Here is a 25,932-nt window from a genome sequence, read left to right on the forward strand (position 1 = left end):
CCCAGTGGGGGTGGCTCCAGGCGGCGGTGCACCGGACGGTGCGGGCGGGGCCTCGGGAACGAGGCGCTCCGCCCGCACACTCAGGTCAGCTCAGGCTCGCGATGGTGCTGCGGACCTTGGTGGCGATCTCGTCGGGCAGCGGGGCGTAGCTGGCCTTCTTCAGCAGGGCCTGGCCGTCCTCGCTGGCGATGTAGGTGAGGAAGGACTTGGTGGCGGCCAGGGTGTCCGCCTTGTTGCCCTTCTCGCAGGCGATCTCGTAGGTGACGAGGGTGATCGGGTACGCACCCTCGGCGCTCGGGGTGTAGTTCAGGTCCAGGGCGAGGTCCTTGCCCTGGCCGGCGACCTTGGCCTCGGCGATGGCCTTGGAGGCGTTGTCGACGGTGGCCTGCACCGGCTGGGAGGCCTTGGTCTTCAGCTCGACCGTGTGGATGTCGCTGCCCGCGTACGACAGCTCGAAGTAGGAGATGGCGCCCGGGGTCTGCTTGACCTGCTGGGCGAGGCCGGAGGAGCCGGTGGCGGACTGGCCGCCCTTGGCCTGCCACGACTTGCCGCCCGAGTACGTCCAGTCGCTCGGCGCCGCGGCCTTCAGGTACTTGGTGAAGTTGTCCGTGGTGCCGGACTCGTCCGAGCGGTGGAACGCCTGGATCTTGGTGCTCGGCAGCTTGGCGCCGGGGTTGAGGGCCTTGATCGCCTTGTCGTTCCAGGTCTTGATCTTGTTGTTGAAGATCTTGGCGAGGGTCGGCGCGTCCAGGACGAGGTTGTCGACGCCCGGCACGTTGTAGCCGACCGCGATCGGGCCGCCCACCATCGGCAGGTCGATGGCCTGGCTGTCCTTGCAGACCTTCTTGGACTGCTGGATCTCCTCGGGCTTCAGCGCCGAGTCGGAGCCGGAGAACGCGGTCTGGCCCTGGATGAACGCGGTGACGCCGGCGCCGGAGCCGTTCGGGTTGTAGTTGATCCGGACGTCCTTGCAGGCCGCCGTGTAGTTCTTCACCCAGGCGTCGATGGCGTTCTTCTGCGCCGAGGAACCCGCGGCGAGCAGCTCGCCCTTGGCGTCGTCGCACTTGATCGAGCTGGTCTGGGCGGCGTCGCCGCCGGAAGTGGTGCTGCTGCCGCCGGTGTCGTCCGAGCCGCACGCCGTGAGGGCCAGGGCGCCGGAGACGGCGACGGCGCCGAGAGACAGGGCGCGAAGCCGGTTCTTGCGCTGAAGCTTCACTTGAGGGGATTCCTTCCGGGAGCCGCCCTCCCGTGGGCGGCGCAAGTCGGTTTGCGTTTCGTGACTGTTAGGCGGTGGAGGGCCGCCTGTGGGGTGCGGCGCGCACCGTGTAAGGCCGAAATTAGGCAGATGAGGTGAAGCGCCCAATGGACCGAGGTAAACGGAGGGTGAACCTCGGCGGGCGGCCTGGTTAGGTCACGGAATGCTCACGGAAGCGCGTACTCACTCGGAAACGGCCCATTTACAGGGTCTGACCTGCGGTTTTCATGCTCTGCGGACAAGAGTTCGGAAGCGGTGCCCCGGAGCGCACGGGGAGCGGCACGGGAGTGTGTGCCGGTGCGTGTCCACGGAAGGATGAATTCCGTTTCGGCCCGGAAGCGTCGGGGTGGCCGAGGTGTGTGGGGTTGGCGTAGACACGGGTGCCGGACCTCGGGCGGTCCGGGTGCGCCCGATGGGCGTGGAGCGGGGTTGGGGGTGTGCCCCGCTTGGCGCGGGGGCCGGGTTCTGGGCGGTTCGGGTGCGCACAAAGGGAGCGCGGGGCCGGCTTGGGGATGTGCCCCGCCTGGTGCGGGGGCCGGGTCCTGGGCGGTTCGGGCGCGCACGAAGGGGCGCGGGGAACTGCGCGAACAGCCCCCACCGGCGGATGGCCGCAGTGATGGCCGCAAGGGGCTGGACGGGACGGACCGGGCGAAGCCCGGGAGAGGCGCCGAAGGCGCATGCAGGTACGGCAGACAGGAGTCCGCAGACAGGAGTCCGCAGACAGAAGCCGCAACGGGGAGCGGCCGAGGGCCGCCGGAGGCACCCCAGGGGGCCGTCGAGGAACCACAGGGGGCCGCCGAGGACCCCACAGGGGCCACCAGGGGCGCCGGGGACACCCCCCGGCTCAGCGCCCGCCCGCGTCCGCGCGCATCCGGTACGCCGCCCGCGCGGCAAGAAGCGCGTCGACGAGGGCGCGGTCGCGGTCCTGGGTGAGCCGGGCGCGGGCCTCCGCGGGCGGCAGCCACACCACGCGATCGACCTCACGGCTCGGCACGAAGGCCCCGCCGGTCGCCTCCGCGGCCCAGTACCGCACCTCCTTGGGCCGCCCCTCCACGCGGTACCGCATGGTGGGCAGCTCGGCGCCCAGCACGCAGGTCATGCCGGTCTCCTCCAGCACCTCGCGCACGGCCGCCTGCCGTGCGTCCTCCCGGCGCTTGAGCTTGCCCTTCGGGTGCGACCAGTCCTGCCACTTCGGCCGGTGCACCAGCGCCAGCTCGATGCCGCCCCCGCCGGGGGCCGGCCGCCACAGGACGCAGCCCGCGGCCAGGATGACCCGCCGCCCGGCGCGACCGTCCGGGCGGTCGTTCTCCGCGTACCCGTTCCGGCGGCCGTTGTCCGCGTGGCCGTTGTCCGCGTGACCGTTGTCCGCGTGACCGTCCCGGCGGTCGTTCTCCACGCGGTCGTTCTCCACGCGGTCGTTCTCCACGCGGTCGTTCTCCACGCGCCCGTTCTCCGCAGGGGCTTCGCCGCCCCCGCCGCCGTCGTGCGTCCTCACCGTGGCCCCACCACCTCCCGCAGCCAGATGTCCTGGAACGCGAACCGCGCCGCCTCCACCTCCTGCCGCTGGTCCGCGTGGAGCACCCCGAGCGCATAGGCGGTCGCCGGGGCGATCCGGGGGGTGCGGGCCGCGGCGGCCGCCGCGGCCGCCGCCTCCGCGGCGTCGTGGTGCAGGTCGAGCGCCCGGCCGGCCTCGGCGAGGCGCAGCCCGGTGGCGTCGTCGCCGTAGCCGGCGGGCTCACCGGGGACCCCGCCGGCCGCCCCGTTCCCGCCGGCTCCGCCATTCACTCCGTTCCCGCCGTTCCCGCCGATCACTCCGTTCCCCCCGCCACCGTTCCCGACGGAGTCCGGCAGCCCGGCGCCGCGGCCGGCCAGGGGCGCCGCGCCGTCCAGCAGGGCCGCGCCGGACGGGTCGGCACGGCCGCCGAGCAGCACCTCCCGGGCGTAGCGGTGCAGCCGCAGCAGCAGCCGCACCTGATGCCAGGGGGCGTCCTGGGACTGCGGCGCCGGGTCGGCGGCGAGGCCGTGCATCAGCCCATCGGCGTTGTACGGCCGGCCGGCGCGCTGCAACGGCAGGGCGGCGATCGCCTCGGCGAGCCGGGCCTCCGCCTCCTCGGCCAGCGGCTTCAGGTCCTGGCCCGCGGCGCCGGGCGTGAGCGGCACCTCGCTGGCGAGCACGGCGACCCGGTCGGCGACGGCGTGGAACCGCGACGAGCCGAGCGCCTGCAGGGCCGTGGAGTGCGCACGGGTCCTGGCCAGCGTGAGCTGCCGCTCCAGCAGCGCGCCCGCCTTGGCCGCACCCACCGTGAGGGTGCCGGACGGCGGCGCGGCGGGCGGCCCGTCCAGCGAACCGCCGGCCGCCGGCCGCGGCACCGCGGACAACGCCCCAGCACGCCCGGCACCGGAGCCTGCGCCCGCGCGCACGCCCGCGGTGCGCACCGCGCCCACGGCGCCGTCCATCGCGCCCGCCGTGCCCCCGAGCGCTCCCACCGGCTGCTCACGCGGCAGCACCGCGGCGCCGGAGAGCCGGTGCAGCGCGCTCAGGAGGCGTTCCAGCCGGGCCGCGCTGGCGTGCTCACGGCCCAAGGTGCCGGCCAGCCAGGCCAACTCGGTGCGGAGTGTGTCGGACCACTCGGGATCGAGCAGCGGCCGGAACGTGTGCAGGGCGCTGCCGATCCGGCGCGCGGCAGCACGCAGGGCGCGTGCGGCCTCCGCGGAACCCTCGCCGCCGCTGCCCGCGCCCCCGCTCTCGCGGTGCAGCCGCAGGGAGCGGAGGAATTCCGTGGCCTGCTTCTGCAGGTGCTCCGTCAGTGCGTCGCCGCTGACGACATCGCTGCTCACGGCCCGCACTACCTCGCCACTCATGGCCCGCCCCCCATAGCCGTACGCCTTGCCCGGTGCACCGGGCGGGGCGTTCCCGTGCCTGCCGTTCACCGCCGGCGGCCCGGCCGTGCCCCGTGCTCCGTCTGCCGCCGGGGCCCCGACCGGGCCCCGCGTCCCTTCACCGCTCGCGTACCCGCCGCCCGGGCGGTACGCCGTCTGCTCCTGCGTGTCCCGCGTTCCCGTACCGCCCCCTGAACGATCATGGTGCTGTGCCACGCCGGCGCCTCCGGGCGTCTATGAGCATCTCCTGGACGTTGCGCAGGGGACGGGCGGCCGCCTCTGCGTCCTCGGGGTCGCCGGGGGCGTCCGCCGTGGTGGCGTGGCGGGTCCAGGTGCCGTCCGGGCCCAGGTGCCAGGAGGCGGTGTTCTCGCTCATGCCCAGGTCCATCAGGCGGTTGAGGGTCGCCCGGTGGGCCGGGTCGGTGACCCTGACGAGTGCCTCGATCCTGCGGTCCAGATTGCGGTGCATCATGTCGGCGCTGCCGATCCACACCTCCGGCTCTCCGCCGTTTCCGAACGAGAAGATCCGGGAGTGCTCGAGGAAGCGGCCGAGCACCGAGCGGACCCGGATGTTCTCGGAGAGCCCCGGCACGCCGGGCCGCACCGCGCATATCCCGCGCACCCAGATGTCCACCGGCACACCCGCCTGCGAGGCGCGGTACAGGGCGTCGACGACCGCCTCGTCCACCATGGAGTTGACCTTGATGCGGACGGAGGCCGGCCGGCCCGAGCGGTGGTGCTGGGCCTCCTTGTCGATCCGCGAGATCAGCCCGTCCCGCAGCGACTTCGGGGCCACCAGCAGCCGCCGGTACGTCTCCCGGCGGGAGTACCCCGAGAGGCGGTTGAAGAGGTCGGACAGGTCGGCGCCGACCTGGGCGTCCGCGGTGAGCAGGCCGAGGTCCTCGTACAGCCGGGCGGTCTTCGGGTGGTAGTTGCCGGTCCCCACGTGCGAGTAGCGGCGCAGCGTCTCGCCCTCCTGGCGGACCACCAGCGACAGCTTGCAGTGCGTCTTCAGCCCGACCAGGCCGTACACCACATGGCAGCCGGCCTCCTCCAGCTTCCGCGCCCACTTGATGTTGGCGACCTCGTCGAAGCGGGCCTTCAGCTCCACCAGCACCAGCACCTGCTTGCCGGACTCGGCCGCGTCTATGAGGGCGTCCACGATGGGCGAGTCGCCCGACGTGCGGTACAGGGTCTGCTTGATCGCGAGGACGTCGGGATCGGCGGCGGCCTGCTCCAGGAACGCCTGCACGGAGGTGGAGAACGAGTCGTACGGGTGGTGCAGCAGGACGTCGCGCTCGCGAAGCGCTGCGAAGATGTCGGGCGCCGACGCGGACTCGACCTCGGCCAGGTCACGGTGGGTGCCGGCCACGAACTTGGGGTACTTCAGCTCGGGCCGGTCCAGCGAGGCGATGCCGAAGAGGCCGGTGAGGTCGAGCGGGCCCGGCAGCGGGTAGACCTCCGCCTCGCTGATCTTCAGCTCGCGGACCAGCAGGTCGAGGACGTACCGGTCGATGGTCTCCTCCACCTCCAGGCGGACCGGCGGCCCGAAGCGGCGCCGCATCAGCTCCTTCTCCAGCGCCTGGAGGAGGTTCTCCGCGTCGTCCTCCTCGACCTCCAGGTCCTCGTTCCTGGTCAGCCGGAACATGTGGTGCTCCAGCACCTCCATGCCGGGGAACAGCTCCTCCAGGTGCGCCGCTATCACGTCCTCCACGGGGACGTACCGCTGCGGCGACGCCTCCAGGAAGCGGGAGAGCAGCGGCGGCACCTTCACGCGCGCGAAGTGCCGGTGCCCGCTGACCGGGTTGCGCACCACGACCGCCAGGTTCAGCGAGAGCCCGGAGATGTACGGGAAGGGGTGCGCGGGGTCGACGGCCAGCGGGGTGAGGACCGGGAAGATCTTGTTCCGGAAGAGCGTGAAGAGCCCGGCCTGCTCCTTCTCCGTGAGCTCGGCCCAGCGGACCAGGTGGATGCCCTGGTCGGCGAGGGCGGGGGAGACGTCCTCCTGGAAGCACGCCGCGTGCCTGGCCATCAGCTCACGCGCGCGTGCCCAGATCATCTCCAGCACCTCGCGGGGTTGCAGCCCGGAGGCGGAGCGGGTGGCCACGCCGGTGGCGATGCGGCGCTTGAGGCCCGCCACCCGGACCATGAAGAACTCGTCCAGGTTGCTCGCGAAGATCGCCAGGAAGTTGGCGCGCTCCAGGAGGGGCGTGTTCGGGTCCTCGGCCAGCTCCAGGACGCGTTCGTTGAACGCGAGCCAACTGCGCTCGCGGTCGAGGAAGCGGCCCGGGGGCAGCTCGGTGCTCTCCGGGGTCTCCTCGTGGTAGACGTCGAGGTCGGCGTCGAGATCGGGTTCCAGGCCGGAACTGGACGGATTCACCGTGTGCGGACGGTGTGCGGCGAGGGAGCCGACGGAGGGCTGCGGGTGCTGGACCGGGGCCTGTGCCTGGGCGTCGGACTGCTTCATAGACCCATTCTTCCGCGCAGCGCGGCGCCCGAGCGCGTCGGACCGCGCGGCTGCGAGGCGGGACGTCCCGTCGGGTGGCAGGTCGGGCACAGCAGGCTGCATTCCGTGAGCGTCGCAAGCCTGTCTGAATCGTTGGTTACGGCGATGTGACGTGCAGGACATCGTGGCGCGACTCCCGGGCATCCATATGTATGCCCGGTGGCATCCCGCCGACGGCGGCATTGCTCCGTCACGGCCTCTTCCGCCCGGGTGGGTGGACGTCGTGTACGAGTGGGGTGATGTGCGGATTACCGCCGTCCCGTGCCGTACGGGAGCGCGCTCGCCGATGTGCCGTACGGGGGCGCGTCCAGCCGATGTGCGTACGGGGCGCGCCCGCCGCCGTGCTGCACGGTGTGCGCCCGCCGCCGTGCCGCACGGGGTGCGCCCGCCGGGCCGCGGCCGCCTACGTCTCCGTGCGGTACATCAGGTCCGTCTCGTACGTGGTGAAGCCCAGGCGCTCGTAGACGCGCACGGCGGCGGTGTTGTCGGCGTCGACGTAGAGCATGGCGGTCGGCAGGCCGGCGGCGGCGAGGTGGCGCAGGCCGATGGTGGTGAGGGCTCTGCCGAGGCCGCTGCCCTGGGCCTCGGGCAGTACCCCGAGCACGTAGACCTCGCCCAGTTGCTCCTCGGCGTGCACCTTCGTCCAGTGGAAGCCGATGATCCGGCCGCCGGCGTCGTCCCGCGCGCCCTCACCGCCGGTCACCCGCTCGGCGAGGAAGAAACCCTCGGGGTCGAACCACGGCTCCGCCTTGCGGTCGTCCAGGTCGCGCTGGGTGAGGGCGCCCTGCTCGGGGTGGTGCGCGAAGGCCGCGGCGTTCACGGCGAGCCAGCCGGCGTCGTCCTTGCCCGGCACGAAGGTGCGCACCCGCACGTCCGGGGGAAGGACGGGGTCGGGGAGGTCGAGGGTGCCCAACGGGCGGCGCATCTGGCGCAGTTCGCGGAACAGGGTGAGCCCGAGGACCTGGGCGAGGTGCCGGGCCGCGGAGTGCCCGCCGTGCGCCCAGACGCGCAGCCGCTTGCCGGTCTCCGCGAGCAGCGCGGAACCGAGCGCCCTGCCGTGCCCGCGGCCGCGGTACGCGGGGCGCACCACCAGCTCGGCGGCGGGCGCCTCGACAGGGTCGGTCTCCTCCACCTGGGCGTAGCCCAGCAGGTCGTCGCCCACGGTGAGCAGCAGGTGCCGCACGCCTTCGCGCGGCCCGCCGCGCAGCCGGAGCCGCCCCTGCTCGGACACCGCCGGCTGGCCGTCGTTCCGTGCGGCCTCGGCGATCAGGTCGAGCACGGCATCGGCCTGCTCGGCGGCGATCTCGTCCACGATCTCGATACGGCGGAGGGAGAGGGAGCCGGAATCGCTGGTCATGAGTACGAGGGTACGGTCACGGCCCCCGGCGTGCGGCGGTACGGGTCCGGTGTCCTTTCCCGGTCCCGGGCACCGCTGTTCCCGCCGGGCGGCGCCGCTTCACCGCCGGCCGCGCGGTCAAACGGCGCGGTTGGCGGGCCAGGCAAAAGAGTGAACGGCATGGAGGGTTACCCGTCGGTTATCCACAACCCCCTGTGCTGCTACGCGCGTTGACCATAAGCTGCGATCCGAACGGAGAATCGGGCCGGGCGGTGCGCGGCCTCGGGGCGCAGGCCCCGGGACTCACAGGGGGGAATGTGTCAGCCACAGCTCATCAGCGGCGGCAGCGGCGGCGGTCCGGGCGCCGCGCGCAGCGCGTCCTCACGGCTGTCGCCGGCCTCGCCACGGCCGGCGCGCTGATCGCGGCGCTCCCCGCGGGCGCCGCGACGGGACCGGCGGGCCGCGGCGGCCACGGAGCGCATTCAGGCCAAGCGCAGGAAGGCCCTGGAGGGTACGGGCACGGTGGTCACGGCGGTCACGCCCCGTCCCGGACGGTCGACGTGCAACTGCTGTCGTTCAACGACTTCCACGGCAATCTCGAACCCCCCACCGGTTCCTCGGGCCGGATCGCGGAGACCGAGCCCGACGGCACCACGAAGCAGGTGGCGGCGGGCGGCGTGGAGTACCTGGCGAGCTCGCTGCGCAGGGCCCGTGAGGGCCACCCGTACAGCGTCACGGCCGCCGCGGGCGATCTGATCGGCGCCAGCCCCCTGCTGTCCGGCCTCTTCCACGACGAGCCCACCATCGAGGCGATGAACGGACTGGGCCTCGACGTCACCAGCGTCGGCAACCACGAGTTCGACGAGGGAGCCACCGAGCTGGCCCGCATGCAGAACGGCGGCTGCCACCCCGAGGACGGCTGCTCCGAGCAGGGCAGGACCTTCGAGGGCGCCGACTTCCCCTACCTCGCGGCCAACGTCACCGACGAGAAGACCGGCAAGCCCATCCTTGAGCCGTACTGGGTCTGGAAGCACCGGGGCGTCAGGATCGGCTTCATCGGCGTGACGCTGGAGGGTACCCCGGACATCGTCTCCGCGGAGGGCGTCAGGGGCCTGGCGTTCCACGACGAGGTGGAGACGGTCAACAAGTACGCCGAGGAGCTGGACCGGCAGGGCGTGAAGTCGATCGTCGCGCTCATCCACGAGGGCGGCCTGCCCGCCTCGCAGTCCTACGACTACGACTGCGACTCCCCGGGCGCCGGCGACGGCATATCCGGTCCCATCGTGGACATCGCCAAGGGCATCTCGCCCAAGGTCGACGCGCTGGTCACCGGCCACACCCACCAGGCGTACGTGTGCACCGTCCCGGACCCGTCCGGCAAGCCGCGCATGGTGACGTCCGCGTCGTCCTTCGGCCGGCTGTACACGGACACCACCCTGACCTACGACCGCCGCACCCAGGACATCGTGCGCACGAGCGTCGCGTCGGCGAACCACGTCGTCACCCGCGATCAGCCCAAGGCCGCCGACATGACGGCCCTCATCGCCCGCTGGAACAAGCTGGCGGCGCCCGTGGCGAACCGCCCCGTCGGCTACGTCTCCGCCGACATAGGCCAGAGCGACGCGCCCGAGGAGCCGCTCGGCGACGTCATAGCCGACGCCCAGCTCGAGTACGGCAGGTCGCTCGACCCGGGCACCGACCTCGCCCTGATGAACCCGGGCGGCATCCGCGCCGACCTGACGTACGCGGCGAGCGGCGGCGAGGGCGACGGCGTGGTGACCTACGGGGAGGCGTTCACGGTCCAGCCCTTCAGCAACACCGTCAATCTCGCCGACCTCACCGGAGCCCAGCTCGTCACGGTCCTCCGGCAGCAGGTCAGCGGCGCCAACGAGGCCGCCCCGAAGATCCTCCAGATATCCGACGGCCTCACGTACACGCTGGACATGACCAAGTCCGGCGCGGACCGCGTCGTCGCCGGTTCCATCCGTCTGAACGGTGAGCCGATCGACCCGGCCGCCACCTACCGGGTCGCGATGAACAACTTCCTCGCGGGCGGCGGCGACGGCTTCCCGGAGCTGGCCAAGGGCACGGATCCGCTGGTGGGCGGCGACGACCTGGCGGCCTTCAGCGGCTATCTGACGGCGCATTCGTCGGCGGACGCACCGCTCGCGCCGCCGAAGGCGGAGCGGATCACGGTGGTGCGGTAGCGGCGGCACGGCGGGGCCGGTCCGGGGCGCCCCGGCCGGGACGGCGGGTCGGGCTCCGCCTGCGCGGGGCGGCGCGGACCGGTGCGTACGATCCGGGCATGGGAAACCGTGAAGCCCTGCTGGCCGCGGCCAGGCGCTGCCTGGAGGAGAAGGGGTACGCCGGCAGCACCGCCCGGGACATCGCCTCGGCCGCCCGGCTTCCCGAGGCCGCCGTCGGCGAGCACTTCGGCTCCCGGGAGGAGCTGCTGCACGAGGCGTTGTTCGCGGCGATGAGGGAGCGCGGCGCGGAGACGGGCGGCGCGGCCGGGGACGACTACGAGGACCTGTGGACGCGCACCACCGCGTCGTTCCGGGCCCACCGCTGGTTGTGGACGGCGACCCTGGAGGCGCTGGTGCAGGCGCAGCGCTCGCCCGAGTTGCTGCGGGGGCTGGCGGTGGGGCAGGGCGCGGCCCGCCGTGCGCTGGCGGCGCAACTCGCCGGGGTGCGGCACGCGGAGGTGCCGGTGCGTGAGGTGCGTACCGTCGGTACCGTGCAGATGGCTCTGCTCGCCGGGGTTCTGGTGCAGTGGCTCGCGGATCCGGAGCATGCGCCCGATGGGCGGGAGATCGCCGAGGGGCTCCGGGCGCTGGCGGCGCGCACGGCGGGCTGAGCGGGTCCGCTGCGGCCTTCGGCGTGCGGTTCCCGGTGCCCTTGTGCGCAGGTCCACGCGCCCCTTCATATGTGGGGTGGTGGGTCGGTCTCCTCGGCTCTCGGTCGCCGGCCGTTTCACGCGGTTCGCCGGCCGTTTCACGCGGTTCCCCGCGGCCCTGTCGGTTGAGGGTGAACGTTCGAGCGTCCCTCTCAGGGGCGCGGGGACCGCACGCGTGACGGGCCACCGGGCGGCGGCGACGATGCCGCAGTGGGGTGCCGAACCGGCCAGCACGATCTCCTGGCCACGACCGGGCCTGACGGCCCCCGAAGGGGGCGTCGTGCCGGGACCGGCCCGGGGGCGGGGGCCTACGCGAGGTCGGGGGGCCGGGGTGGCGGGGTGGCCGCGCCCGGGAGGCGGATGGTGGCCACCGTGCCGCCGCCGGGCGCCGGGCGCAGGCTCACGTCGCCCCCGCTCTGCTGGACCGCGCGTGCCACGATCGACAGGCCGAGCCCCGAGCCGGGCAGGCTGCGGGCGGAGGGCGAGCGCCAGAAGCGTTCGAAGACATGGGGGAGGTCCTCCGGCGGGACACCGGGACCGTGGTCGCGGACGGTCAGTTCGCCGCCGCGCAGGGCCACCTCGATGGTGCCCCCCGGCGGGCTGAACTTGACCGCGTTGTCGAGGACGTTGACGATGGCGCGCTCAAGGGCGGCCGGCTCCGCGCGTACGTACCAGGGCGCCAGGTCGGCGGTGATCGTCAGCTCGGGGCCGCGCAGCCGGGCCCGGCCGAGCGCCGTCTCGACGAGGTCGTGCAGCGCGAGCACCCGCACCTTGTCGGTGTGCTGTCCGGTGTCGGGGCGTGCCAGCTCCTGGAGGTCGCCGATCAGCGCCGCCAGCTCGGTCATCTGCGCCCGGACCGAGGCCAGCAGCGCCCTGCGGTCCTCCGGCGGGATGGCCCGGCCGGTCTCCTCGCTGCGCACCAGCAGGTCGATATTGGTGCGCAGCGAGGTGAGCGGGGTGCGCAGTTCGTGACCGGCGTCCGCGATGAGCTGCGCCTGCCGGTCGCGGGAGGAGGCGAGCGCGGCCGTCATCGAGTTGAACGACCGCGAAAGCCGCGCGATCTCGTCCTCGCCGTCGACCGGGATCCGCACCGTCAGGTCCTCGGTGCGTGCGACGTGCTCGACGGCGCCGGTCAGCTCGTCGACGGGGGTCAGTCCGGCGCGGGCGATCCACAGCCCGGCCGCGCCCGCGCCGACGACACCGATCCCGGCGACGGCGGCGAGCAGGAGCGCCATCCGGTTCAGGGCCTTGTCGATCTCGTCCAGCGGGCGGGAGGCGGAGACGGTGAGCACGCCCGCGCCGTCGGTGCGGATGCGCTGGGTGTAGACGCGGACCTGCTGGCCGTCGACGGTCGTGGCGTCGTGCAGCGAGCTGTTCCGGACGCCGAGCGCCACCTCCTGGTCGGAGGCCTGCACGGGCACCGCCTGGGAGCCGGGCGCGACACACCGCGAACCGTCCGCCCCCACCAGCTGGATGAAGGCGAACGCGGGCGGGTTGTTGGGGCCGACCTGCGAGGAACTGCGGCAGTCGGTGAGGAGCCGTGCCGCGTACTCGCTGCCGACGGTGGTGTTCTGGAGGGTGTTGTCCAGCTCGTCCCGGAGCTGGGTGCGGGTGAGCAGCCAGCAGGACACCGCGGCCGCCGCCACCGCGATCGCCACGGCCGCGGCGACGAGCAGGGCGAGACGGGACCGGAGCGGCAGGGCACGGAAGCCGCGCGGGCCCCGGGGCCGGTCCGGCTCGGCATCGGTGGCGCCGGCGGGGCCAGCGGGGCCGCCGGGGCCCCCGGGGTCCCCGGGGTCCCCGGGGTCCCCGGGGTCCCCGGGGTCCCCGGGGCCGCCAGCGCCGCCGGGGCCCTCGGGGCCACTGCTGTCACCGGGGTCGCCGCTGCCGCCGCCCTGCCATGCCCCCGGCTGTGCAGCGCTCACTCCGCGCCGCCCGAGCGGAGCACGTACCCGACTCCACGCACCGTGTGCACCAGGCGGGGCTCGCCGGCCGCCTCGGTCTTGCGGCGCAGGTACATCACGTAGACGTCGAGGGAGTTCGACGACGGCTCGAAGTCGAAGCCCCAGACGGCCTTGAGGATCTGCTCCCGGGTGAGCACCTGGCGCGGGTGGGCGAGGAACATCTCCAGCAGCGTGAACTCCGTGCGGGTCAGCTCCACCCGGCGGCTGCCCCGGGTCACCTCGCGGGTGGCCAGGTCCATGCGGAGGTCGGCGAAGGACAGCACGTCGCCCTCGTCGGCCCGGCCCGTGGCGGCCGCGTAGGAGCTGCGCCGCAGCAGGGCCCTGATCCGGGCGAACAGCTCGTCGAGCTCGAAGGGCTTGACGAGGTAGTCGTCCGCGCCGGCGTCGAGGCCGGTGACGCGGTCGCCGACGGTGTCGCGGGCGGTGAGCATCAGGATCGGCACGGTGCTGCCGGAGGACCGCAGGCGGCGGGCCGCGGTGAGGCCGTCCATGCGGGGCATCTGGATGTCCAGCACGATGAGGTCGGGGCGGTAGGCCGCCGCCTTGTCGAGCGCCTCGGCGCCGTCGGTGGCGACCTCGGTGCCGTACCGCTCGAATGCGAGGCTGCGCTGCAGCGCCTCCCGGACGGCGGGCTCGTCGTCGACGATCAGGATGCGCTGCGGTTCGCCGTCGGCGGGGCTCATGGGTGGATTCCTCGGTCCTTGGGTTTCTCGGTCGGGTGCGGGCGTCATGTGACGCGTGAGGTGTGGTGCGCGTACGGGGTGCGCAGGTGCGCAGGTGCGTGGTGCCGCTGGTTCGAGGATGACAGCCTCGCACGCCACGGCGGTATCGCACGGCTCACGGTGGGGCCGCCGGGAAGGGGCCCGCTGGGCCTTCGCCCACCGCGGGGCCCGGCGCGGCGCGCGGTGGGGCCGGCCCGTGCGGGCCGGCCCCTGCGGTCACGGCGGCGGCTCAGCCGTCCGCTCCGCTCCTCAGCTGGCCGAGGTCGGACTTGACGGTGTTGATCGGGATGGCGAAGCCGAGCCCCACGCTGCCCGCGTCGGACGACGACGCGCTGTCCGCCGAGGACGGCGAGAACATCGCGGAGTTGATCCCGATGACCTGCCCGGCCATATTGATCAGCGCACCGCCCGAGTTGCCCGGATTGAGCGACGCATCGGTCTGGATCGCCTTGTAGGTGGTCTTGGACGAGCCCGTGTCGCCGTTGAACTGCTGCCCGCCGAACTCGAACGGCCAGCTGCCGCCGCCGCCCTGCTGCCAGGGGGCGTCCTGCCCCTGCTGCGGGTCCTGCACGGGCACGGTCACGTCGCGGTTGAGAGCCGAGACGATACCGCTGGTCACCGTGCCGGCCAGGCCCTCGGGGGAGCCTATGGCGACGACCTGGTCGCCGACCCTGAGGCCGGCGGAGTCGCCGAGGGTGGCGGCCTTCAGGCCGGATGCGCCCGTCAGCCTGAGCAGCGCCAGGTCCTTCTTCGGGTCGGTGCCGGTGACCTGTGCCGCGTACGACTTGCCGTTGCTGGTCTTCACCGTGACCTGCGAGGCGCCTGACACGACGTGGTTGTTGGTGACCACCTGGCCGTCACCCGTGATGATCACGCCGGAGCCGGTGGACTGGCCGCCCGGCACGTCGGCGATCACCTCGACGATGCTCGGGCTGACCGCGGCGGCCACGCCGGCGACGGTCCCCCTGCTGTTCGCGGCGACGGGGGTGCCGGCCACCGCGGCCTGCGCGGTGTCGTGGTGGCCGGATGCCGCCCCCACGGCGTAGGCGAGCCCGCCGCCGACTCCGCCCGCCGCCAGTGCCAGGGCCGCGAGCAGTGCGACGGGAAGTCTGGTGCGGCGCCGCACGGGCTGCACGGGGTAGCTGCCGGCGGTCGGCTCGTATCCGGGTGCCGGGGGGTAGGCGCCGCCCCCGGACTCGTACGAGAACGTGTGCTGCTGGGCGGGGCCCGCGTACCCGGACTGCTGGTACGGGGCCTGCGTGTCGTCGGGGTACTCGCCACTGCGGCGGAAGCTCTCGGTCATGTCTTTCAGACTCTGTCGGGATCATGAGAGGACGGTGAGGACGATCTGAGAAGTCCGACAGAACCTCGTATGCCCGATATAAAGAGTGCCTGGTGTGGCTTGCGGTCTCGTTTGCGGGTGCTGGGAGGTGGGGGCTGGTCGCGCGGTTCCCCGCGCCCCTGAGGGTGCCTCTTGTTGTTTCGTTGTCGGGTGCCGGCCGGTGGGGTGCCGTGGCCGCGGGATGAGTGGCGGCATCAGCCACGGGGATGTGGTGGCCGGGGACGAGAGCGGGGCTCGCGCGACCACGGGTGAGCCGGAAGGCGGGTGGGGCTCAGCTTTCGCGGGGGCAGCCACAGGAACGGCGGATGACCAGGCGGGACGGGAAGAGCTTCAGGCGTTCGCGGCGGGAGCCGGCCACGCGCAGGCCGTCGTCCAGGACGAGGTCCACCGCCGCCCGGGCCATCGCGGGCCGGTCCGACGCGACCGTGGTCAGCGGCGGGTCGGTGAGCCCCGCCTCCTTCACGTCGTCGAAGCCGGCGACGGCCAGCTCGCCCGGCACGTCGATGCGCAGCTCGCGGGCCGCCCGCAGCACCCCGATGGCCTGGTCGTCGGTGGCGCAGACGATCGCGGGCGGGCGGTTCGGTCCCGCCAGCAGGGCGAGCGCGACCTGGTAGGCGTCGTAGCGGTTGTACGGGGCCTGGAAGAGGCGGCCCTCGGTGGGGCGGCCGGCCTCCTCCATCGCCCGGCGCCAGCCGGTGACGTGGTCGGCCACCGGGTCGCCGACCGCGGGCGTCGTCTCGATGCCGCCGAGGCAGGCGACGTACGGGTGGCCGTGCCGCTCCAGGAGGTGGCGGGTGGCGAGCTGGGCGCCGCCGATGTCGTCGGTGACCACGGCGACGTCCTCGATCGCCTCCGGGCGGCGGTGCAGCAGCACCACGCGCGCGTCCCAGGCGTCGATCTCCACCGCCGCGGTCTCGCTCGGGCCCTGGCTGACCAGGATCAGGCCGGAGACGCGCATCCCCAGGAAGGCGCGGAGGTAGTGCACCTCGCGCTCGTCGAGGTAGTCGGAGTTGCCGACCAGCACCATCTTTCCGCGCTCGGCGGCGGCCTGTTCGACCGCGTGGGCCATCTCCGCGAAGAACGGCTGGCGGGCGTCCGGCACGATCATGCCTATGAGGTCGGTCCTTCTGGACGCCATGGCCTGGGCGACGCGGTCGGGGCGGTAGCCCAGCTCCTTGATCGCGGCGAGCACGCGCTCGCGGGTGGCCGGGGCGACCGGCCGGGGTCCGTTGTTGATCACGTAACTCACGACCGCGGTCGAAGTACCCGCCAGTCGCGCCACGTCGTCCCGCGTCACCTTGGCCACGCGCGAAGTCTACGCGGATGGAACCGGGGGGTGTGCCCAGGTGCGGTTCGCCCGTCGGCGGGGTGCCGACGGGCTCTCCGGAGCGGCCGCTTCCGGTACCCCGCGCACCGTCCAACGCGGCAGCCCTCGGCTCCCCGCCGGGCCCCGTTCGCGCAGCTCCCCGCCCCCCCTTGTCTGCGCAGTTCCCCGCGCCCCTGGTGGCGTCTGCCCCTTCGGGTCTCGTTGCCGGGTGCCGGTCGGTGGGGGCAGGTCGCGCAGTTCCCCGCGCCCCTGATCAGGCTGCCCCTTGCGGTTCGTTGCCGGGTGCCGGTCGGTTGGGGTTGATGCGTGGTCCCCTACGCCCCTGATCGGGGTGCCGCGCCCCCGGTGGGGTGTCCTGGCCGCAGGATGAGTGGCGGCACCGGCCCCGGGGATCGAGGGGCGCGGGGAACTGCGCTAGCAACCCCCGCCGGTCGGTACTCGACGACGATGCAGCAAGGGGCACTCCCTCAGGGGCGCGGGGAACTGCGCGACCAGCCCCCACCGGCCGGCAGCCGACGACGAGACCGGGAGGGGCGGTGGCCCTGCGCGGCGCGTGCCGCCGCGGGCGTCAGTGCTTGGTGGTGCGTACCGCCGCCCGCTCCTCGGCGGCCGCAGCCGCGGGCGCGGCCGCAGGCGCGGCCTCCGCGGAGTCCTGAGCGCCCGCAGACCGCTCACGCTCCCGCTCTCGCTCACCCTTCTCCGGCACCACGAACCGGTACCCCACATTCCGAACGGTCCCGATCAGGGACTCGTGCTCGGGACCGAGCTTCGCCCGCAGGCGCCGCACGTGCACGTCCACGGTCCGGGTGCCGCCGAAGTAGTCGTAGCCCCAGACCTCCTGGAGGAGCTGGGCGCGCGTGAAGACCCGGCCCGGGTGCTGCGCCAGGTACTTCAGCAGCTCGAACTCCTTGAACGTCAGGTCCAGCACCCGGCCCTTCAGCTTGGCGCTGTAGGTCGCCTCGTCCACGGAGAGGTCGCCGTTGCGGATCTCCATCGGGGAGTCGTCGCTCACGATCTGCTGGCGGCCCATGGCCAGCCGCAGCCGCGCTTCGACCTCCGCGGGGCCCGCGGTGTCGAGCAGGACGTCGTCGATGCCCCAGTCGGCGGTGACGGCCGCGAGCCCGCCCTCCGTCACGACGAGGACCAGCGGACAGCCGGGTCCCGTGGAGCGCAGCAGCTGGCAGAGGCTGCGCACCTGCGGGAGGTCGCGCCGGCCGTCCACGAGGATGACGTCGGCGCCGGGAGTGTCGACGAGCGCGGGGCCCTCCGCGGGGGCCACCCGGACATGGTGCAGCAGCAGGCCGAGGGCGGGGAGCACCTCGGTCGACGGCTGGAGGGCGTTGGTCAGCAGCAGCAGAGAGCTCATCGCGCCCCGCCTTCCCGCGCTGCGTCGAGGGCGCGGCATGCGCCCTCGGTTGTCGGGCCGCCTTGTGTGGTTCGCTCGCCCATTACGTCGGTTCCTCCTCGGTCCCTGTGCGTTGGGGGTACCTCTGCGGCTTGCGTAAGGCGCAAAAAGCACAAAAGGACCCGGGGGCGTCACTGCCCGGATCCTCCTGCCAGCAGAATAGCTCACATGAATCCAGGTCGGGCAGATCGAACGGTGCGCGACGGCGCGCAGGCTCCCGCGCCGCGCGGTACGGCGCCCGCTCCGCGCACCGTGCGCCGTACCGTGCGCAGGGCGCTGTTGCGCACCACCGACGGCGTGCTCATCGATGCCCGGTACGAGGCGGGCGGCGCCGCGGTGGCCCCCGGGCCCGCGGCGTCCGCGGCGTCCGTGGCGTCCGGCCCGGGGGCGAGGGGCGCGGACGGCGACCGCAGGGCCGGCGTGGCGATCGTGGTGGCACACGGCTTCACGGGCGACCTGGAGCGGCCGCACGTCCGGCGGATCGCCCAGGTGTTCGCCCAGTATGCGGACGTGGTCACCTTCTCGTTCCGGGGCCACGGCCGCTCCGGCGGACACTCCACGGTCGGCGACCGCGAGGTGCTCGACCTGGCGGCCGCGGTGGGCTGGGCACGCCGGCTCGGCTACCGGAAGGTGGTCACCGTCGGCTTCTCGATGGGCGGCTCCGTGGTGCTGCGGCACGCGGCGCTGCACCGTGCCGAGGCGTGCGCCGTGGAGGGCCCGCCGGTCGTGCGGGCCGCCGAGCCGGGGCGCGGGGGGCGCACGGATGCGTGGACGGACGCGGCGGTCTCGGTGAGCGGCCCGGCCCGGTGGTACTACCGCGGAACGGCGCCCATGCGGCGGCTGCACTGGATGGTGACGCGGCCGCTGGGGCGGGTGGTGGGGCGCTACGGGTTCCGTACCCGGATCCACCCGCGGGACTGGGACCCCGTTCCGCTCTCCCCGGTGGAGGCGGTGCCCCTCATCGCGCCTACACCGCTGCTGATCGTGCACGGCGACCGCGACCCGTACTTCCCGCTGGACCACCCCTCGACGCTGGCCCACGCGTCGGACGGGGCGGCCGAGCTGTGGGTGGAACGGGGGATGGGGCACGCGGAGCACGCCGCGGGCACCGCCCTGCTGGAGCGGATCGCCCGCTGGGCGCTGGCCTCCGTGGCACGGGCCGTGCCGGGTGACCTGACGGCGTCCGGGTGACCGGACCGCCCACGGCGGAAGGGATCGCGCCCGGCGACCGGATCGCGCCCGGATGGCCGGACCGCGCCGGGTGATCGCGTCCGGGCCCGGGAAGACGACCGCCGGATCACCGCCCGTCGTCAACCGTTTGACGCGACCCGGTTGAATGGAGCGTGGCCGGCGCCCGGGGCACGTTCATGGCCCGGCACGGCGCCGCGGGGTCGGCGGCCGGTGCGGAGAACCGGCGGCTGACGCGACGAGCCGGCGGCCGGCAGCGAGAGCCGGCGGCCGGCGCGAGGAGCGAGAAGAGAAGGGAGGGGTCCCATGGCGTCCGGGACCGTTCGGTACTGGGCCGCGGCCAAGGCGGCGGCCGGGGTCGCCGAGGAGCCGTACGATGCCGTGACTCTGGCGGAGGCGCTGGAGGCGGTGCGCTCACGGCACCCGGGGGAGCTGGTACGGGTGCTGCGACGCAGCTCGTTCCTGGTCGACGGAGATCCCGTCGGGACTCGTGGCCATGAGACGGTACGGCTGGCAGAGGGCGGCACCGTCGAGGTGCTTCCGCCGTTCGCAGGAGGGTGACTCTCTTTTATGAGCGATCAGTCGTACCGGCCCGGTGAGTTCGCGGGCCCGGCACCTGCCGCGGCCCAGGTCTCCGCGGCGCCCGCCGCCACGGTCTCCCCGGCGCCGGCTCCGGCGCCGGCCCCGGCCGGCCGCGGGCACGCCCGGCCGACCGCGGCGCAGCGGGCCCGTGCCGAGGGCCGTTCGCCGATCATCGAGCCCGGCATCGTGCCCGCCCTGCTGACGGCGGTCCTCGGACTGCTGCTGGCCGGTGCCGCGGCGGCGAACCAGTACGTGCTGCTGGCGCCGCTGGTCGTGCTGCAGGGCGTGACGGCCGCCGGATGGTTCCGGCTGAACGGCATGTGGCCCGCCCGGCAGGGCATCGCGCTGGCGTTCCTCGGCGCGCTCGCCGCGGACGGCGCCGTGCTGGGCGTGGCCCGCGAGCACGCCCCCGGCGCCCTGCTGGGCACCCTGGGCGTCTGGGTGCTGCTCTCCCTCGCGCTCCAGCTCCGCAGCGGTGCCGCGGCCGACGAGCGCATGTACGGGCTGACGGCGACGGTCGCCTCCGCCGCGCTGGCGATCGCGGCGGCCGGACACCTCGCGGCCGAACGGGACGCGGTCACGGTCGGCGGGATCGCGGTGGCCGCGGCGGTGCTGCTCCGTGCGGTGCCGCTGCCGACCGTGCTCTCCGTGCTGGTGGCGCTCGCCGCGGCGGCGGGTGCCGGGTACGGGGCGGCGGCGTTCACCGGCTATGACACGCGGGACGCGGTGCTGCTCGGGCTCGGTGCGGGGCTCTGTGCGCTGATCGGCCACCGGGTGGCCGCGTACGACTATCCGTCCCGTTTCGTCCATATGACCGCGGGTGTCGCCCTGCCGCTGGCCGCGGCGGCTCCGGCGGTCTATGTGCTGGGCCGGGCTCTGGGCTGACGCCAGGGGGCCCGGGGTGTCGGGCCCGGGCCCCGGGCCCGGGCCCCGGGCCCGGGCCCCGGGCCCGGGCGGCCCGGGGCGTCAGGCCGCCCCGCGAACCGCCGCCCCACGCGTCACCAGCATCACACCCGTACCGCCACCCCGCCGGGTTAGGCTCACGTCCGGGCCCGGGACGTCCTCGGGCGGTGAGGCGGGCGACCGCCGAGGCGGGGGGAGACTCCGGGCATGCGCGGACTGCGAATACTTCTGATCGTCGTGGTGGTCCTCGGCGGCCTCTTCGTGGCCGCCGACCGGATCGGCGTGCACGTCGCCGAGGGCAAGGTCGCCGACGAACTGCGCAGCAGCGAGAACCTCTCCGAGCAGCCGGACGTCTCGATCAACGGCTTCCCGTTCCTCACCCAGGTCGCGGCGGGCGAGCTCGACGACGTCGAGATCAAGATCAAGGACTACGCGGCGTCCACGAGCGGCGCCGTCGGCGGCGGCAGCACCGAGGGCAAGGGCCCCGGCACCCTCCACATCCAGGACCTGGACGCCCGGATGAAGGACGTGGAGTTCTCCCTGAGCAACACCTCCGCCACCGCCGACTCGGCCACCGGCACCGCCCGTATCTCGTACGCCGAACTGCTGAAGGCCGCGCGGGTCGAGCCCGTGGAGGTGGCGCCCGGCGCGAGTGCCAAGGTCATCCGGCTCTCCGACGGCGGCAACGGCAAGCTGAAGGTCACCGTCGAGGCGACCCTGCTCGGGAAGAAGCTGCCCGACCCGATCACCGTCACGAGCACCATGAGCGTCGACGGTGACGTGGTGAAGGTGCACGCGGACACGCTGCCCACGTTCGGGGGCCTGCCCACGCCGGAGGGCCAGGTCCGGCAGATCACCGACTTCCAGCAGACGATCACGGGCCTGCCCGCCGGCATCAAGATCGACAAGGTGCAGGCGGCGCCGGACGGCGTCCACGTCACCGTCAAGGGTTCGCACGTCAACCTCGCGGGGTAGGCATCGGCCGACCGGGTGGACCTGGGCCCGGGGCCCCGGGGCGTGGGAGGCCCCGGCCCGCGAGCGAGGGCGGACCTCCGTCCGGGAACGCGGCGGACCGCGACCCGGGGGCGGCTCGCCGACCCGCACGCCGGACCTCCGCCGGCCGGACACCCGGGACCTTCGCACACCCCCGGGCCTCCGCCGACCCGAGAGCCCGGACCTCGGCCGACCCGGCAGCCCGGACCTCCGCCCGCCCGGCGCCCCGGGCCGCGCCGGGCCCCGCCGGGCCCCACACGCACCCCCGGTGCCGCCCACGTCCGCAGTACGAGACGAGCCGTCCGTACAGTAGAAGAGACAGGGCCCGGCACTCCGCCCCGGGACGCGGCGGAAGGCCGCACCCGCGGCCCGCCGGCCGGGCGCAACCGGCCCCCTCCCCGGGTATTCCGAATGATGGACGATCGCGTCTCAGGATTTGAGCAACCGGTGACATCTGTGCCGATGGATCCCTACGATCGCCCTTATGCAGTGCTATCTGAGCGGTCCCCACTCCCGGGGGCAGGCGGACCTGACAAAACGGCGGGCAGTGGACCTGTGCCGTGTGGCCGCCATGCTCTGTCGCACAGTCTGAGCGGGCGCCCGAGCGGGCATCCGGGCACCGCGCGGCCCGCCGCCTCCCGAAGCCGTCACGGCACGGCGCGCAGCAGGACGGCGTGCGTGCCCACGGCCGTCGGGACCCGGCGTCGTCCGGCCCCCGGCCCGCCCCGTACCCGTCGGGTATCCCCCGATACCCCGCGTGACCGTCCCATGCACGGCCCGGCGCGCCGGCGGGCACCGTCCCAGGCGCATCGGCGCAGTACCCGGTGCACCCCCGTGCACCACTCGAAGCAGCACAGTCCCGCCGCAACTGCCCCGGAGGAGTAAGCATGAGCCGCAGCGACGTCCTGGTAGACGCCGACTGGGTCGAGGCCAACCTCGACAACCCCAAGGTGGTCATCGTCGAGGTCGACGAGGACACCGCCGCGTACGACAAGAACCACATCAAGAACGCCGTCAAGATCGACTGGAAGAAGGACCTGCAGGACCCGGTCCGCCGTGACTTCGTCGACCAGGCCGGCTTCGAGAAGCTGCTCTCCGAGCGCGGGATCGCCAACGACGACACCGTGGTCCTCTACGGCGGCAACAACAACTGGTTCGCCGCGTACGCCTACTGGTACTTCAAGCTGTACGGCCACGACAGCGTGAAGCTGCTCGACGGCGGCCGCAAGAAGTGGGAGCTGGACTCCCGCGACCTGGTCGACGGCTCCGAGGTGCCGAACCGCCCCGCCACCGAGTACAAGGCCAAGGCGCAGGACACCTCCATCCGCGCCTTCCGCGACGACGTGGTCGCCGCGATCGGCGCGCAGAACCTGGTCGACGTGCGCTCGCCCGACGAGTTCGCCGGCCGGCTGCTCGCCCCGGCCCACCTGCCGCAGGAGCAGTCCCAGCGCCCCGGCCACGTGCCGAGCGCCCGGAACATCCCGTGGTCCAAGAACGCCAACGACGACGGCACGTTCAAGTCGGACGACGAGCTGAAGGAGCTGTACGCCGAGGAGAACGTCGACCTCGCCAAGGACACCATCGCCTACTGCCGCATCGGCGAGCGCTCCGCGCTGACCTGGTTCGTGCTGCACGAGCTGCTCGGCGTGGACAACGTCAAGAACTACGACGGTTCCTGGACCGAGTACGGCTCCCTGGTGGGTGTGCCGATCGAGCTCGGCGCCGGCGAGTGAGCGGCGCGTACCACCGGTAGGCGGTCCGGCGTTCGCACGGCTGTCGGCTGTCGGCTGTCGGCTGTCGGCAGTCGCGCAGTCGGTGCAGCGCACTCGGCAGTCAGTGCAGCGCGACTCGACGCGGAGTAGCGCAGGGCACTTCGCACCATCCCGCACCACCACTCTCGACCGTAAGGACTGACGTATGTGTGGAGCTAAGGTCGGCGGACCCGATGCCTCGACGATCAAGCCCGGTGAGACCACCATCCAGGGCCAGGTGACCCGCAACGGTGAGCCCGTCACCGGGTACGTGCGGCTGCTGGACGCCAGCGGCGAGTTCACCGCCGAGGTGCCCACCTCGGCCACCGGCCAGTTCCGCTTCTACGCCCGCGAAGGCACGTGGACCGTGCGCGCCCTGGTACCGGGCGCGACCGCGGACCGTACGGTCGTCGCGCAGACGGGCGGCCTCGCGGAGGTCGCGATCGCCGTCTGACGGCGGCACGGAGGGCCGGCACCGAGCGGGAGCGGAGTGCCGGCGCCGCAGGACGCAGGATCGGCACGACGGCCGGAGGGCCGCACCCGCCGCCGGACGCACCGGCGCACGGGGCGGTCCTCCGGCCGTCTCCGGCCGTCCTGCGGCGTTCTCCCGGCGGTCCTCCGGTCCTCCGGTCGTCTCGGTGTACCGTCTCGGTGTACCGGGAAAAGGGTGCTCGGAACGGGCATGGATGCCGCCGCCCGGCCTACCCTGAAGGTATGTACGCGCGCAGGCGCCACGCTTACTTCACCATGATGGGCATCTGCATCACGCTGTTCGTCCTGGCGTGGGGCGTCGTGCGCATCTGGTCCATCCCGGCGGCCGTCGGCATGTGCGTGGTCGCCATGGTGATCCCTCCGCTCGCTGCGATCATCGCCAACCGCCGCGGCCCCGACGACCGCTGGTGGGACGAGCCCTCCGGGGACCCGAAGTCCGACGAGTGGTGGGACGAGCTGGACGGCAAGAGCAGAAAACGCCGCTGAGCGCCGGCCGCTGACCGGCCCCCGGCGAACCGCGGGGCCCGCCGGGACCGCGAGGTCACCTCTCAGTACCGAGGTCACCTCTCAGTACCCGATCAGTACCCGAGGCCACCTCTCAGTACACGAGCGCCTGTGTGTCCTCCGCCAGCGCCTCCTGGACGAAGACCTGCGCCCCCGCGATCCGCACCCCCGGCAGCACGGCGTCCTCGGTGATGCCACGGCGGGCCGCGCACTGGGTGCACAGGGTGATGCGGCCGCCCAGCTGGATCCCCTCGATCAGCTCCGGCAGCGGCGCGGCGTGCGGCAGCTCGAACTCCGCGGCGCGGCCGGGCAGCGCGAACCACGCCGACTCGCCGGTCAGCCACAGCGACACGCTCACCCCACTGGCCGCGGCCACCGCGGCCACCGTGAACGCCTGCGAGCAGCGCTCCGGCGCGTCAGCACCCGCCGTCACCTTGATCACCAGGTTCTTCGCCATGGCCGCATCGTATGCGCCGGAGCGCGGCGGACTAAGCTGGAGTGCGGCCTGTGCGCCGTCCGTACCGCCGATGTCCGTACCGCCGATCCGACCGCCGAGGAGGCGCTGTGCTCGAGGCACTCTACGAGGCCCTGCTCGCACTGGTCGGCGTCGCCGTCGTGGCGTTCGCATGGCTGGCCGTGAGCAAGCTGTACGAGGGCCAGCGCTGAGCCCTGCCGCGGATTTAGCCAGCGGCCGGGCCGCCGCGGTGGCCGGGGCCGCCCCCGGCAGCCGGGCAGCAGCCGGCCCCCGCCGAGTAGCCCCGCGGCGTCCGAGCCCGCCCCGCCCCCAACGAGAGACCGACTGAGCACCCGATGATCGAGATTCCGTCCGACCTGCACAAGGACCTCGTCCCCCTCGCCTTCCTCCTCGGCTCCTGGGCCGGGGCCGGCGTCTTCGACTTCCCCGGCGCCGAGAAGTGCAACTTCGGCCAGGAGGTCACCTTCACCCACGACGGGCGTGACTTCCTGGAGTACCGCTCGCACACCTGGGTGCTGGACGCCGAGGGGAAGAAGGTCGAGCCGCTGGAGTCGGAGTCCGGCTTCTGGCGCGTCGACGCCGAGCGGAAGGTCGAGGCCGTCATGGTCCGCGACGGCGGCGTGGCGGAGGTCTGGTACGGCGAGCTGGCCGACAAGAAGCCCCAGATCGACCTGGCCACCGACGCCGTCGCCCGCACCGCCGCCTCGGGGCCCTACAGCGGCGGCAAGCGCCTGTACGGCTATGTCAAGGGCGACCTCATGTGGGTCGGCGAGAAGCAGACGCCCGGGGTGCCGCTGCGGCCGTATATGTCCGCGCAGCTCAAGAAGGTCGTCAGCCCCGAGGAGGTGGCCTCCTGGGCCAAGGACCTGGGGGACCTCCCGGATGACGGGATCGCGTTCTTCAAGTGAGATTCCCGGGGTGAGCGCCCGCTCGCCTGCCTACACTGGCTCTGTGGTGAGCACCGACTGGAAGAGCGATCTGCGGCAGCGCGGGTACCGGCTGACGCCGCAGCGCCAGCTGGTGCTCGAAGCCGTCGAGGCGCTGGAGCACGCCACACCGGACGACATCCTGTGCGAGGTGCGCAAGACCGCCTCGGGCGTCAACATCTCCACCGTCTACCGCACGCTGGAGCTGCTGGAGGAGCTGGGCCTCGTCAGCCACGCGCACCTCGGGCACGGCGCCCCCACCTACCACCTCGCCGACCGGCACCACCACATCCACCTGGTCTGCCGGGACTGCACGGACGTCATCGAGGCCGATGTGCAGATCGCGGCGGAGTTCACCGCCAAACTGCGGGAGACGTTCGGCTTCGACACCGACATGAAGCACTTCGCGATCTTCGGCAGGTGCGAGAAGTGTGCCGGTGCGGCGGCCGGTGGGAGCGGTACCGGGGGCGGGCCGCCCGCGTAGC

22 protein-coding genes and 1 pseudogene are annotated in these 25,932 nt (G+C 73.4%); 12 read left to right on the forward strand and 11 right to left on the reverse strand.

The features are described from left to right. Window positions 1–85: 85 nt before the first annotated feature. The 5 genes from pstS to mshD all read right to left on the reverse strand — a co-directional run bounded on the left by pstS (window position 86) and on the right by mshD (window position 7,998). Complete coding sequence (gene pstS / locus ACSMXW_RS18890) at window positions 86–1,216, reverse strand: phosphate ABC transporter substrate-binding protein PstS (protein WP_485797884.1); 1,131 nt, start codon at window positions 1,214–1,216, stop codon at window positions 86–88. 883 nt (window positions 1,217–2,099) lie between these two features. Further along, entirely contained in the window at window positions 2,100–2,525 is a 426-nt protein-coding gene (locus ACSMXW_RS18895) for an NUDIX hydrolase (RefSeq protein ID WP_485808146.1), read from the reverse strand. 221 nt (window positions 2,526–2,746) lie between these two features. Beyond that, the gene (locus tag ACSMXW_RS18900) at window positions 2,747–4,117 is read right to left on the reverse strand and encodes a CHAD domain-containing protein (RefSeq protein WP_485797885.1); all 1,371 of its coding nucleotides are present in this window, start codon (window positions 4,115–4,117) and stop codon (window positions 2,747–2,749) included. A 217-nt stretch (window positions 4,118–4,334) separates the two neighbouring features. Continuing rightward, on the reverse strand, window positions 4,335–6,704 hold the full coding sequence (locus tag ACSMXW_RS18905) for an RNA degradosome polyphosphate kinase (protein WP_485797886.1): 2,370 nt from the start codon (window positions 6,702–6,704) through the stop codon (window positions 4,335–4,337). Window positions 6,705–7,044: 340 nt separating this feature from the next. Further along, the gene (gene mshD, locus ACSMXW_RS18910; RefSeq protein WP_485797887.1) at window positions 7,045–7,998 is read right to left on the reverse strand and encodes a mycothiol synthase; all 954 of its coding nucleotides are present in this window, start codon (window positions 7,996–7,998) and stop codon (window positions 7,045–7,047) included. Window positions 7,999–8,294: 296 nt separating this feature from the next. Here mshD and ACSMXW_RS18915 point away from each other — a divergent pair, with 296 nt between their 5' ends. Together ACSMXW_RS18915 and ACSMXW_RS18920 are read left to right on the forward strand one after the other, a co-directional pair. After that, the gene (locus ACSMXW_RS18915) at window positions 8,295–10,184 is read left to right on the forward strand and encodes a bifunctional metallophosphatase/5'-nucleotidase (protein WP_485797888.1); all 1,890 of its coding nucleotides are present in this window, start codon (window positions 8,295–8,297) and stop codon (window positions 10,182–10,184) included. Between the two features lie 98 nt (window positions 10,185–10,282). Next, window positions 10,283–10,834 carry a TetR family transcriptional regulator gene (locus ACSMXW_RS18920; protein WP_485797889.1) on the forward strand — a complete coding sequence of 184 codons (552 nt, stop codon included), beginning with the start codon at window positions 10,283–10,285 and terminating at the stop codon, window positions 10,832–10,834. 347 nt (window positions 10,835–11,181) lie between these two features. Here ACSMXW_RS18920 and ACSMXW_RS18925 read toward each other — a convergent pair whose 3' ends face one another. The 5 genes from ACSMXW_RS18925 to ACSMXW_RS18945 form a co-directional block, all read right to left on the reverse strand. Beyond that, complete coding sequence (locus ACSMXW_RS18925) at window positions 11,182–12,573, reverse strand: sensor histidine kinase (protein WP_485808148.1); 1,392 nt, start codon at window positions 12,571–12,573, stop codon at window positions 11,182–11,184. 221 nt (window positions 12,574–12,794) lie between these two features. Continuing rightward, window positions 12,795–13,520, reverse strand: coding sequence for a response regulator transcription factor (locus ACSMXW_RS18930; protein ID WP_485797890.1), 726 nt, complete (start codon window positions 13,518–13,520; stop codon window positions 12,795–12,797). Window positions 13,521–13,788: 268 nt separating this feature from the next. Next, on the reverse strand, window positions 13,789–14,862 hold the full coding sequence (locus tag ACSMXW_RS18935; protein WP_485797891.1) for a S1C family serine protease: 1,074 nt from the start codon (window positions 14,860–14,862) through the stop codon (window positions 13,789–13,791). A gap of 310 nt (window positions 14,863–15,172) precedes the next feature. Beyond that, window positions 15,173–16,207: a LacI family DNA-binding transcriptional regulator gene (locus ACSMXW_RS18940; RefSeq protein WP_485797892.1), complete on the reverse strand. Its 1,035-nt coding sequence runs from the start codon at window positions 16,205–16,207 to the stop codon at window positions 15,173–15,175. A 589-nt stretch (window positions 16,208–16,796) separates the two neighbouring features. Further along, window positions 16,797–17,594: a response regulator transcription factor gene (locus ACSMXW_RS18945; RefSeq protein ID WP_485797893.1), complete on the reverse strand. Its 798-nt coding sequence runs from the start codon at window positions 17,592–17,594 to the stop codon at window positions 16,797–16,799. A gap of 207 nt (window positions 17,595–17,801) precedes the next feature. Here ACSMXW_RS18945 and ACSMXW_RS18950 point away from each other — a divergent pair, with 207 nt between their 5' ends. The 8 genes and pseudogenes from ACSMXW_RS18950 (at window position 17,802) to ACSMXW_RS18985 (ending at window position 24,028) form a co-directional block, all read left to right on the forward strand. Next, complete coding sequence (locus tag ACSMXW_RS18950) at window positions 17,802–18,824, forward strand: alpha/beta hydrolase (protein WP_485797894.1); 1,023 nt, start codon at window positions 17,802–17,804, stop codon at window positions 18,822–18,824. Between the two features lie 303 nt (window positions 18,825–19,127). Continuing rightward, window positions 19,128–19,382, forward strand: coding sequence for a MoaD/ThiS family protein (locus ACSMXW_RS18955; protein WP_485797895.1), 255 nt, complete (start codon window positions 19,128–19,130; stop codon window positions 19,380–19,382). A 30-nt stretch (window positions 19,383–19,412) separates the two neighbouring features. Beyond that, window positions 19,413–20,288, forward strand: a pseudogene (locus ACSMXW_RS18960) (hypothetical protein); the annotation flags it as partial. Window positions 20,289–20,513: 225 nt separating this feature from the next. Further along, window positions 20,514–21,281 carry an LmeA family phospholipid-binding protein gene (locus ACSMXW_RS18965; RefSeq protein WP_485797896.1) on the forward strand — a complete coding sequence of 256 codons (768 nt, stop codon included), beginning with the start codon at window positions 20,514–20,516 and terminating at the stop codon, window positions 21,279–21,281. A 502-nt stretch (window positions 21,282–21,783) separates the two neighbouring features. After that, window positions 21,784–21,891, forward strand: a complete 108-nt coding sequence (locus ACSMXW_RS18970) for a putative leader peptide (RefSeq protein ID WP_485797897.1) — start codon at window positions 21,784–21,786, stop codon at window positions 21,889–21,891. A 295-nt stretch (window positions 21,892–22,186) separates the two neighbouring features. Continuing rightward, complete coding sequence (locus tag ACSMXW_RS18975; RefSeq protein ID WP_485797898.1) at window positions 22,187–23,032, forward strand: sulfurtransferase; 846 nt, start codon at window positions 22,187–22,189, stop codon at window positions 23,030–23,032. A 184-nt stretch (window positions 23,033–23,216) separates the two neighbouring features. Next, entirely contained in the window at window positions 23,217–23,504 is a 288-nt protein-coding gene (locus ACSMXW_RS18980; protein ID WP_485797899.1) for a DUF1416 domain-containing protein, read from the forward strand. A 260-nt stretch (window positions 23,505–23,764) separates the two neighbouring features. Further along, window positions 23,765–24,028 (forward strand): DUF3099 domain-containing protein, encoded by a 264-nt coding sequence (locus ACSMXW_RS18985; RefSeq protein WP_485797900.1) that lies wholly within the window; start codon window positions 23,765–23,767, stop codon window positions 24,026–24,028. A 112-nt stretch (window positions 24,029–24,140) separates the two neighbouring features. Here the strand turns inward: ACSMXW_RS18985 and ACSMXW_RS18990 are convergent, their stop codons facing one another. Continuing rightward, window positions 24,141–24,503, reverse strand: a complete 363-nt coding sequence (locus ACSMXW_RS18990) for a DsrE family protein (RefSeq protein ID WP_485797901.1) — start codon at window positions 24,501–24,503, stop codon at window positions 24,141–24,143. Between the two features lie 353 nt (window positions 24,504–24,856). Here ACSMXW_RS18990 and ACSMXW_RS18995 point away from each other — a divergent pair, with 353 nt between their 5' ends. Together ACSMXW_RS18995 and ACSMXW_RS19000 are read left to right on the forward strand one after the other, a co-directional pair. Further along, complete coding sequence (locus ACSMXW_RS18995) at window positions 24,857–25,429, forward strand: heme-binding beta-barrel domain-containing protein (protein ID WP_485797902.1); 573 nt, start codon at window positions 24,857–24,859, stop codon at window positions 25,427–25,429. A gap of 43 nt (window positions 25,430–25,472) precedes the next feature. After that, a complete protein-coding gene (locus ACSMXW_RS19000; RefSeq protein ID WP_485797903.1) occupies window positions 25,473–25,931 on the forward strand; it encodes a Fur family transcriptional regulator in 459 nt (152 codons plus the stop codon). The last annotated feature ends 1 nt before the right edge of the window (window position 25,932 follow it).

The organism is Streptomyces sp. DSM 116793, assembly GCF_057320905.1.